The 10,813-nt window shown below is 35.7% G+C and carries 8 protein-coding genes; 7 read left to right on the top strand and 1 reads right to left on the bottom strand.

Going from position 1 to position 10,813, the window contains the following annotated elements; all coding sequences use genetic code 11:
- The first annotated feature begins 171 nt into the window (after nucleotides 1-171).
- The 5 genes from lpxK to AB1414_08750 all read left to right on the top strand — a co-directional run bounded on the left by lpxK (nucleotide 172) and on the right by AB1414_08750 (nucleotide 6,228).
- Entirely contained in the window at nucleotides 172-1,242 is a 1,071-nt protein-coding gene (gene lpxK, locus AB1414_08770; GenBank protein ID MEW6607531.1) for a tetraacyldisaccharide 4'-kinase, read from the top strand.
- 245 nt (nucleotides 1,243-1,487) lie between these two features.
- Entirely contained in the window at nucleotides 1,488-1,682 is a 195-nt protein-coding gene (locus tag AB1414_08765; protein MEW6607530.1) for a Flp family type IVb pilin, read from the top strand.
- A gap of 387 nt (nucleotides 1,683-2,069) precedes the next feature.
- Nucleotides 2,070-2,717: an acetyltransferase gene (locus tag AB1414_08760; GenBank protein MEW6607529.1), complete on the top strand. Its 648-nt coding sequence runs from the start codon at nucleotides 2,070-2,072 to the stop codon at nucleotides 2,715-2,717.
- Complete coding sequence (locus AB1414_08755; protein MEW6607528.1) at nucleotides 2,707-3,876, top strand: DegT/DnrJ/EryC1/StrS family aminotransferase; 1,170 nt, start codon at nucleotides 2,707-2,709, stop codon at nucleotides 3,874-3,876. Before AB1414_08760 ends, AB1414_08755 begins: the two co-directional genes overlap by 11 nt.
- A 93-nt stretch (nucleotides 3,877-3,969) precedes the next feature.
- Nucleotides 3,970-6,228 (top strand): YfhO family protein, encoded by a 2,259-nt coding sequence (locus AB1414_08750; protein ID MEW6607527.1) that lies wholly within the window; start codon nucleotides 3,970-3,972, stop codon nucleotides 6,226-6,228.
- A gap of 288 nt (nucleotides 6,229-6,516) precedes the next feature.
- Here the strand turns inward: AB1414_08750 and AB1414_08745 are convergent, their stop codons facing one another.
- A complete protein-coding gene (locus AB1414_08745; protein MEW6607526.1) occupies nucleotides 6,517-7,554 on the bottom strand; it encodes an Rpn family recombination-promoting nuclease/putative transposase in 1,038 nt (345 codons plus the stop codon).
- Nucleotides 7,555-7,841: 287 nt separating this feature from the next.
- Between AB1414_08745 and AB1414_08740 the strand changes: the two genes are divergently transcribed.
- Together AB1414_08740 and mnmG are read left to right on the top strand one after the other, a co-directional pair.
- On the top strand, nucleotides 7,842-8,594 hold the full coding sequence (locus tag AB1414_08740) for a type III pantothenate kinase (protein ID MEW6607525.1): 753 nt from the start codon (nucleotides 7,842-7,844) through the stop codon (nucleotides 8,592-8,594).
- Nucleotides 8,587-10,368, top strand: coding sequence for a tRNA uridine-5-carboxymethylaminomethyl(34) synthesis enzyme MnmG (gene mnmG / locus AB1414_08735; GenBank protein MEW6607524.1), 1,782 nt, complete (start codon nucleotides 8,587-8,589; stop codon nucleotides 10,366-10,368). Before AB1414_08740 ends, mnmG begins: the two co-directional genes overlap by 8 nt.
- Nucleotides 10,369-10,813: the final 445 nt, after the last annotated feature.

The raw sequence follows: 10,813 nt of genomic DNA, 5'->3' as shown, positions 1-10,813 counted from the left end.
GTTAGCTTTCAAAAGACAAGTTGAATTACCTGTAATATATAAAGGATTTAAGTTAGATTGTTTTAATGTTTCTGTTCTAAGAGATGGAATTAAGCGTATAGCCAAGAGATTTTAATTTTTTCTCTGTATCTCCGCGTCTCTGCGGTGAATAGTTACAGAAAAGGTTAAAAAATGGTTAATTATATTCAAGAAATTATCTTTGGAAAAGAAAGAGGCAATAAACTAATCCTATTTGTTCTGGATATTTTGTCTTTTTTTTACTATATCGTTATAGAAATAAAACTATTGTTATATAAAACAGGAATAATGAACCAACATCACTGTCGGGCAAAAGTTGTAAGTATTGGGAATATTACCTTAGGTGGCACGGGAAAAACACCGGCGGTGATTCAAATAGCCAACTTATTTCAAGATAAGAAGGTTGTTATTTTAAGTAGAGGATATAAAAGTTCCTACGAGCATAAAATGGCTGTTGTTTCAGATGGGAAGCAAATATTTCTTACACCATCAGAAGCAGGAGACGAACCATATTTTTTAGCGAAAAAATTACCACATATCCCGATTATAATTGGAAAGAATAGGATTAACTCTGCCACCTATGCCAGGGACAGATTTAAAGCAGAGATAATCATCCTTGACGACGGGTTTCAGTACTGGCGACTTAGACGGAATCTGGACATAGTTTTAATAGACGGCAAAAATCCCTATGGTAATAATGCCCTTTTCCCAATGGGAATTATGAGAGAGCCAATTAAAAATTTAAAAAGGGCAGATATCTTTATTATTACAAAAATAGACCAATCTTTAAATAGAAACGAGATTATTCAGAACTTAAAAAGGATTAATCCCAAAGCACCAATATTAGAAAGTATTCATAAACCAATAAAATTTATTGAGTTTGATTCAAAAAAGGAATACCCATTAGAATTCATTAAAGATTTAGATATTTTGGCTTTATCAAGTATTGCTGACCCTGATTCTTTTGAGACTATTCTAAAAAAACTCACCACAAAAAAATTTATACACCTGAAATTCCCTGACCATTATGTTTATACAAAAAATGATATTAATAAATTAATAGATTATTTACAAGGAGTAAGTTTTATTGTTACAACTGAAAAGGATATGGTCAGATTACAAGATTTAATTCCATCTGACCTTCCTCTTATTTATTTAATGATAGAATTTGAGATTATCACCCCAAATTGGCAGGAGTTAATTTTAGGATATTTAAAAAATTAACTTGACAATTAATTAAAAGTATGATATAGTAAATTCAAGGAATTGGTAAGTATACTCCAGTGGGGTATAAATTGTGATTATTTAAAGTAATCGGTAATTTGAGATAGCAGGCTACTGCTTGCTCTTTACCGATAACCTGATAACCGATAACCTGAGTTGATAGTAACAGGAAATCACAAAATATGCCTCTCTAAAGTATAGTATCTATTAACCAATTACCAAATCTAAAGGAGGTGGGGAAAAAGATGAAAAGCCTGTTGAAAAAATGGTTTAGAGGAAAAGAAAGAGGTCAAGGAATGGTGGAATATGGGTTAATTATAGGTTTGATTGCGGTGATTGTGGTGGCTATTTTTATCGCCTTAGGACCTCAAATTAAAAAGTTATTTGAAGGTGCAGTCTCAAGTGGACATATCGAAAAGATGGAAAGTGCAATGGAATAACAATGAAAATTATCGTTGATAAGAAGAAAAAAAACTTAAAATATGAAAAAATAAGACCCTGCTATAAAAATATAAATAGTGGGGTCTTGTTTTATCTTGTGTAAGAAGAATTTTTGATTATATAGCAGTTATTAGTCAAAATTTTACTCAGAGTGGATAAGTAAAAAATCCCAAATCCCAAGCACCAAATCTCAAATAAGCACCAAATTTCAAGTACTAAATACCAAACTATGGGGGGGTAATGTTTTGAATTTTGGTCATTCGAATTTGTTTGGAATTTGGAATTTGTGATTTGGAATTTCAGCGCTATATCTATGTCAAATTTCGATTAATAAGTGCTATAAGTAACTATTCAGTCTCAAAGACACAAAGAATTAGGGGTGATTTATGCGTGTTATAATTTTAGGTGCTGGGGAACAAGGCCGGGTGGTGTTAAATATTCTCCAGTATAATAAAGATGTTCAAATCTTATGTTTTATTGATATCTGTGATAATCCTCAAATCTGGGGAACAGAAGTTAAAGGAATTAAGATTTTAGGAGGGTTATCTCTTTTACCAGAATTGTATAAAAATAAGGCAGATGGCTGTATTGTTGCCTTTGGAGATAATAAAAGGAGGATAGAACTATCTGATGCGGCAAAAAAAATAGGTTATTCACTCATCAATGCAATTCATCCCTCCGCAGTTATCTCAAAATGTGCTATTTTAGGTGAAGGTATCGTCATCTCGCCTAATGTCTCAATCAATCCTGATGTAAAAATTGGCAATAATGCTATTATCAATACTGGGGCAATCGTCGAGCATGATTGTATTATTGAAGATGGTGTCCATATTGCTCCGGGGGTGCATTTAGCTGGTGGCGTAAAGGTTAAAAAAAATGCCTTTGTTGGCATTGGAGCAACAGTGATTGATGATTTGACTATTGGTGAGAATTCTATCATTGGTGCGGGCACAGTCATAATTAGAGATGTGCCTGATAATGTGACGGTTGTAGGTATCCCGGGCAGAATAATAAGGAGGCGTAATGAATTATAAACCCGCTATTTTAGGTGGTAACCCAGCATTTCAGAAATTATTCCCAATTACTCGACCAGGTCTGCCAAAATTAGAGGAGATAAAATCTGAATTACAAGAAACATTTGATTCAGGAATTATCACTAATGGCAGATATGTTGCCGAATTTGAACAACGATGTGCTCAATATTTAGGTGTAGAAAATGTCATTGCCGTATCAAACGCGACATCAGGATTAATATTAGTTGAAAAGGCATTAGGATTAATCGGTGAAGTGATTGTTCCCAGTTTTACCTTTACCGCCACCTGCCTTTCATTAAAATGGAATAATCTTGAACCACGATATGTTGATTGTGCTCCCAGAACATTTACGCTTGACCCTGTTAAGGTAGAGAAAGCAATCACCGGAAATACCTGTGCAATATTAGCCGTATCCATATTTGGCAATCCCCCTCAGATAGACGAATTGGATAATTTAGCCAAAGATTATAGATTAAGTCTAATATTTGATTCTGCTCACGGATTTGGAGCTAAATATAAATCTAAATTAATTGGTGGTTTTGGAGATGCAGAGATATTTAGTTTAACCCCAACTAAAACATTGACTACTGGCGAAGGAGGATTAATCACGACAAACAATGAAAACCTGGCACAAAAATTACGATTAATGAGGAATTACGGCATTGAATCGGATTATGATTGTGAATTAATTGGCTTAAATGCCCGAATGCTTGAATTTTCTGCCATATTAGGGCTAAAAAACTTAGTCAGGATAGAAGATTTAATAAATATTAGAAATAAATTAGCACAGGATTATAAAACAAAGTTATCCGAAATTCCAGGAATTGAATTTCAGGAAATAAATAAAGATTGCCTGTGCACATTTAAAGATTTTGCTATTTTAATCAATGAGGGATTATTTGGTTTAAATCGTGACCAATTAGCCACAGCATTAGAAATGGAAAATATCCAAACCCGAAAATACTTTTATCCACCTGTCCACATCCAGAAGGCATATCGCCATTTCTACCCTAAATATAAAGAAGATCTTGACAATACCCTGAAAATATCAAATAATATTCTCTGCCTGCCTATTTATGACGAATTGCAACCAGAGGATTTAAATAAGATTTGTGAGGTTATTTGCCAGATTTACCAACATCGGGAAGAAATTAAGTAATCGTTCACCGCACAGACACAGAGGCACGGAGAATGATTTTATATTTTTCTCAGTGTCTCTGTGTCTCCGTGGTGAGGTGAACGGTTACAACAAATGGAACTAAAATTGAATAAAAAGGATATTTTAGGAATATTAATTATCGGATTATTAATCATTTTTTTCTTTAGCTATGTTCTATTCACGGACTTAACCTTTGTTTATCGTGATTTTAGCCGATATTTTTATCCACTTTATCACTACGGGGTTTTATGTCTTAAACAAGGCATTCTCCCATTCTGGAATCCTTATGTTTATTGTGGAATGCCTTTTTTTGCCTTAATTCAACTGGCTATCTTTTATCCCATCTCAATTATTTTTTATCTCTTCCCTTTTATGCTTTCGCTTAAATTATTTATTGTTATCCATTACTTTTTGGCTGGTATATTTGTTTATCTCCTGATGCGACACTGGAATTTGAGCATATCCTCTGCATTAATCAGTAGTCTCACCTATATCTTCAGTGGGTATATGCTATCTTGCATTGACCTGACTAATACCTTAACCTCTGTAACCTGGATTCCAATAATCTTTTTTCTTTATTCAATCGCTATAAAATCAAATGGGCTTATTTTCACCCTGTTGAGTGGAACTGCACTCGGGATTCAACTCCTTGGTGGAGACCCGGTGGTCTTTTATCTGAGCTTAATTACCTTATTTCTTTGGGCACTCTGGTATTTTTCATTTAAGGCAATGCGGAGATATTTTCTTATGGTGCTCATTGCTCTTGGCTTAAGCCTGTTTCAAACCTTACCCTTTTTTGAGTTAACTCTTTTATCTACGCGGGGAAAAGGAGTTGGTCTTAATGAAGCAACTAAATGGGCTTTTTCTCAATATGAATTTTTAAATCTAATCGTCCCTTTTTTTAACGAGGCAAATACTCTTTTGCACCAACAATTCTTTAAAAGCCTGCATCTGGGGATGTTACCCCTTTCGTTCTCATTAATTGCCATATTTTTTAGACAACAAAGAAAACTCATTATCTTCTGGATAATAATACTCATAAGTTTTATCACGGTATCTTATGGTGGAAACTTATATAAGTTTTTCTATGAGCACATACCACTTTTTAATATGATGCGTTACCCCATAAAATCTTTTTGTATCATAAATTTCTCAATCAGTATTTTATCTGGATTTGGATTTCAATATCTATTAGAAAATTTAGAACAAAAAAAACGCTCTCTTTTTGTTTTACCTGCCATTGGTCTGATGGTTGTTTGTATCCTTTGCTGGATTAAGGAAGGCTTTTTCTTATTTAAAGAAGTCAATGAACTATTCGGTTATTTCCACAGCCCCTGTCTGGGTATTTTTCTTCTGGGTATCTTTTGTTTTTTAATTTATGTTGGTAACAAGATGAAATTATGGCTATTTTCTGCGGTGGTCATTAGTCTGGTGAGTTTTGAATTAATGATTTTTGGATGGCCGCTTAACCCGGTTATTAACCAGAATATTTATAACTATGTTCCTGAGACAGTTAAGGTTATCAAAAGTAAAGATGGCTTTTATAGATTTTTATTAGAACCGAAGACCGAGAAAAGGTATCGGGAAGTTAGGGCTAAATCTTTTCTTGAGGCATCCGAAAAGATGCAATCTGTTTTAGCACCTAATCTGGGTATGTATTATTTCCTTTTTGATGCATACGGTTATGAGGCAATTCCGATTGTTGATTATGACAGGTTTATATATTTCTTAAAAAATGTGCCATTACCAAATACCTGGAAACTCATTTCAATGATAAATGTTAAATATATTATTTCAGAAGATATTATTAAAGAACTAAATCTGGTTTGTGTGATTAAAAATGAAGATAGAATAATCAGAATATATGAAAATAAAGGGGTTTTACCGCGGGCATATTTAGTGGCAAAAGTTAGAGTAGTGAAGAATCGAAAGGAGGCTTTTAAGGCGGTGATTTCAGCTTCGTTCGACCCGACAAAAGAAGTAATTTTAGAATCCCCAATCCCCAATCCCCAATCTCCAATCCCCAATCTCCAATCCCGACTTGAGATAATAAATTATCAACCGAATAAAATTATTCTTAACGCCTCATCGCCGGTTGATTGTTTTTTATTCCTGAGTGAGACATATTATCCTGGTTGGAAGGCGTATGTAGATGGGCAAAAAACGGAAATTTATCGGGCGAATTACATCTTTCGGGCTATCAAATTCCCAAGAGGTAATCATCAGGTTGAATTTGTGTATTTTCCGCTAAGTTTTAAAGCAGGATTATTTGGAAGTTTATTAACTTTAATCCTTATGGTTATGGTTATGGGAGTTGTAACCGACAAAATGGAATATGGAGTAAGGAACTGATACAAACCATGCCAAAACTTTGTGCCTCTGTGCCTTCTTTAGCATCCCCCACTTCACTGACGGATTACACCCATTCGTAATGCGTCAGTCATTTTGGGGAAGGTTATGAATCTGTAACTGGTGAAGGATAAAAAAGGTTAGATGTTTTAATGGTTAGATGGTTTCTTGATGCCTCTCCTTTATGCCTTCTCCGTAAGCAATTCTCCATTTCAGTGACGCATTACATCCATTCCAACTTTTAAGGAATTCTTCTATTGTCAATACCCTCCCATCTTCAGTCTACAGCCTTCAACCAATTTCATCTCTTGTTAAACCAGTAGCCTTGGTTATCGTTTCTATATTAACTCCCATATTTAAAAGACTTTTTGCTATTTCAATGGCTTTTTCCTTCTTGCCTTTCTCCATGCCTTTCTCCATGCCTTTCTCCATGCCTTTCTCCATGCCTTTCTCCATGCCTTTCTCCATGCCTTTCTCCATGCCTTTCTCCATGCCTTTTTCCATGCCTTTTTTCATGCCTTTTTCCATGCCTTTTTCCATGCCTTTTTTCATGCCTTTTTTCATGCCTTTTTCCATGCCTTTTTCCATCCCTTCCTTCATTCCCTTTTCCATCCCTTGTTTTAAGGCATATTCAATGGAATTCTTTTGGAGATATATAAAATCATGCCTCTTGAATTGTGCCTCTAATTCTTCTTTGCTCATACCGGCTGTATTGGCTATCTCAAATGCCTCCTGTATCTCAACCTCTTCAACCAATTTCTTTGGTGTATATTCAAGCGTTCCAGCATTCTTAATAAAATATATCCATTTGTCGGTAATTGTTTCTAAATCCTCTTCCTCCCTGTTGAATTTGGGAAGCTCAATAAAAATTAACTCTATCTCATCATTATATTTTATCAGTGTCTCTTTTTCGATGAGATTGAAATAAGAAATGACATTATCTATCTCGCTAAACATTATAAAATCTGTAATCGTCAGGGCAATAATAGGCTCAAGTGTCGTAAATACTTCTCCCTTCTGTAATTGACTCGAATAAGATTTGGCAGCATTGTATAAAACCCTTTTCTCAAATCCTTCTACATTTAATACCTGCATCTCAATAATCACATTTTTATAGTTCGACAGCCTGGCTTTAACATCTACATAAGTATCTTTCATCCCTTTTACCAATGGTATCTGATAAGGATCGACAATAGTTAAATCAACTATCTTTTCATTCTCTCCAAAATCAATGACCGCATTCAGAAAGCTTATGAGGATATCTTTGCTCTCAAGGGAGCCAAAAACCTTTTTAAAAGCAAAATCTGTTTTGACATCTAAAAATTCCATAGAAATACACCTCCATTTAGAATGAACCAGGTAAGAAGAAATCTATCTATTGAAACAGGATAAATAGTTCTTCTTTCCTTGGTTTTATTTTTAATTATATTATATCATAAGGTTCAAGATTAAGTCAATAACTTTTTATAAACGGGTTAAAAACTCATCTCCATATCCCCACATTATTCCCCTATCTCCCTTTTTAGGCTTTACCTACAAATTTTACATGCACCCATTCCAACATAAAACTTGACAAACTGGTGGTTATTTGCTAAAGTATAATCTGGAGGGAAGTTATGCTTTTAGCCATTGATATTGGGAATACAACGATTGTTTTTGGCGTCTATGACCCTGATGAATTGAAATGCCACTTTAAGATTGGCACAGATAAGAAAAAGACCGCAGATGAATATGGGAAAATTATCTCTGGTATGATTAAAACGAATATCTCTGCCGTTATAATCTCCTGTGTTGTCCCACCATTAATTCCCATATTTACGCAGATGGTCAAAGATTATTTTCAAACTGAGCCAGTGTTTGTTGAAGGAACAAAGGTTAAATTTCCTGTTCTTTATGATAATCCAGAAGAGGTCGGAGCAGATAGAATCGTTAATGCTATTGCTGGGTTTAGACTTTATGGAGGACCACTAATTATTGTTGATTTTGGGACAGCAACTACCTTTGATGTTGTCTCTCAAAATGGTGAATATTTAGGCGGAGCAATTGCCCCGGGCATTGCGATTTCCATTGAGGCATTGTGGACTAAAACCGCTTTACTTCCCAGAGTAGAATTGATAAAACCAGGAACTGTTATTGGTAAAACGACAATTGAAAGCATGCAGGCAGGAATATTCTATGGATTTGTTGGACAGGTAAATGAGATAATAACAAAGATTAAACAGGAACTTGAATTAGAACCAAAGATAGTCGCTACCGGTGGATTAGCCGAATTAATCAGTCAGGAATTAAGGTATATTCAATCAGTGAATCCTTTATTGACACTGGAAGGATTAAAGATTATTTATGAAGAGGGGTTAATGAATGAGTGATTATGAGATAATCGTTGTTGGAGGTGGACATGCGGGTTGTGAGGCAAGTTTAGCCGCCAGCCGAATGGGTTGTAAGGTAGCTCTGATGACAATGCAAAAAGATACCATTGCCCAGATGTCCTGCAATCCAGCAATTGGCGGTCTGGCTAAAGGACAACTTGTTCGGGAAATAGATGCCCTTGGCGGCGAAATGGCAAAGATGATTGATAAAACCGGCATTCAATTCCGCATGCTCAATACTAAAAAAGGCCCTGCGGTCAGGTCTCCGCGAGCCCAGGCCGATAGACAGGCTTATCAACAAACTATGCAAAAGATAGTCGAACACCAGCCAAATCTTGAGATTATTGAAGATGTGATTGAAAAGATATTGGTAAAAAAAAATAAGGTGGTTGGAGTAGTCACAAGTCAGGGCAACATATATTTAGCGAAAGCAGTTATTGTAACGACCGGAACATTTTTAAATGGACTTATTCATATTGGACTTGAGTCTTATGAAGGCGGCAGAATTGGCGAAAAAGCCGCTTATGGATTATCCAGTTCATTAAAAGAGATTGGATTTGAATTGGGTAGATTGAAAACCGGCACAAGCCCACGAATTGACCGTGCAACCATTGATACCTCTAATTTAATCCAACAGGATGGGGATAAATTCCCTCAACCATTTTCTTTTTCTACTTCAAAGATTGAGATTGAACAAATCCCCTGTTATTTGACCTACACAAATCAAACTACACATAATATAATCCAGAATAATCTTGACCGCTCGCCTTTGTATTTGGGTAAGATTAAAGGCACTGGAGTCCGATATTGTCCGTCTATTGAAGATAAAATTGTCAGGTTTGCTGAAAAAGATAGACACCAAATATTTATTGAACCAGAAGGTAGAACCTCTAATATCGTTTATTTGAATGGTGTTTCGACAAGTTTGCCAATGGATGTTCAAGAAAAGATGATTAAAACTATTCCAGGATTAGAAAATGCAAAAATCCTACGCTACGGCTATGGAGTTGAATATGACTTTGTCCCACCAACCCAATTAAAACCTACCCTTGAAACGAAACTCGTGGAAAATCTTTACTTTGCTGGACAGATTAATGGCACTTCAGGTTATGAAGAAGCCGCGGCTCAAGGCATTATGGCAGGAATAAATGCCGTGCTTAAATTAAAAAAGAAAGAACCATTCATTCTTAATCGTGCACAGGCATACATTGGCGTTTTGATTGATGACTTAGTCACAAAAGGCACCCAGGAGCCTTACCGAATGTTCACCTCACGGGCAGAATATCGGTTAATTCTGCGTCAGGATAATGCAGACTTAAGATTGATGCATTACGGACATAAATTTAACTTGATTGCGGATGCCCAATATGATAAACTCTTAAATAAGAAAAAACAGATTGAGAATGAAGTTTATAGATTAAATCAGACCCGGATAAAAGGAACACCTTTAGCCCAGCTTTTGAGAAGAGGTGAATCTCTGGATTGGGACACAGGTCTCCTGCCTGAGGTTATAGAGCAGGTAAAGACAAAGATTAAATATGAAGGCTATATCAAAAGGCAGATGGCACAAGTAGAGCAGTTCAAAAAAATGGAAAACTGGAAGATACCAATGAGTTTTGATTATTCTGCCATTACCGGGCTTTCTAATGAAACAAAAGATAAACTTTCAAAAATCAGACCATTATCCCTTGGTCAGGCATCTCGAATCTCCGGCATCCGACCAGTGGATATATCAATATTAATGGTCTGGTTAAAAGCAAGTAAGCAGGAATAAAAGTAGAAGAGGTAACTATTCAGCCACGGATTAACACAGATTGACACGGATAAATAGCAAAGGGCAGAAGGCAGAAGACAGAGGTCAGAGGCGGGTTGTCCCCCGCTGGCAGGGGTTCTTATCGTTACCCATAAGTTTTACTGGACAATGTTACATTCATTCACAATTCGCAATTCACCATTCACAATTTCTTCCCTAAATTTCCTTAAAATGGTGAATGGTGAATTGTCAATTGTGAATTGTGAATTATCACTCTTCACAGTGTCCAGTAAAAATTGTGGGACATGATTAGGGCGGGGGTTAGGGGGTGGAAATTTCGGTGGTGTCCTAAATTAGCTAAAGTTTGTGAGAGAAGATGTCGATAAAGATAACAGAAGTACATAGTGTATTATTCTGGAGATTTTGTTTGGGAGGTGGAATAACGATGCATCCAATAGAACACTTC

It is taken from the genome of bacterium (assembly GCA_040755795.1).
GTDB lineage: Bacteria > UBA9089 > CG2-30-40-21 > CG2-30-40-21 > SBAY01 > JBFLXS01.
The sequence above is the reverse complement of the archived record's forward strand: the minus strand, read 5'-3'. Positions and strand labels throughout refer to the sequence as shown.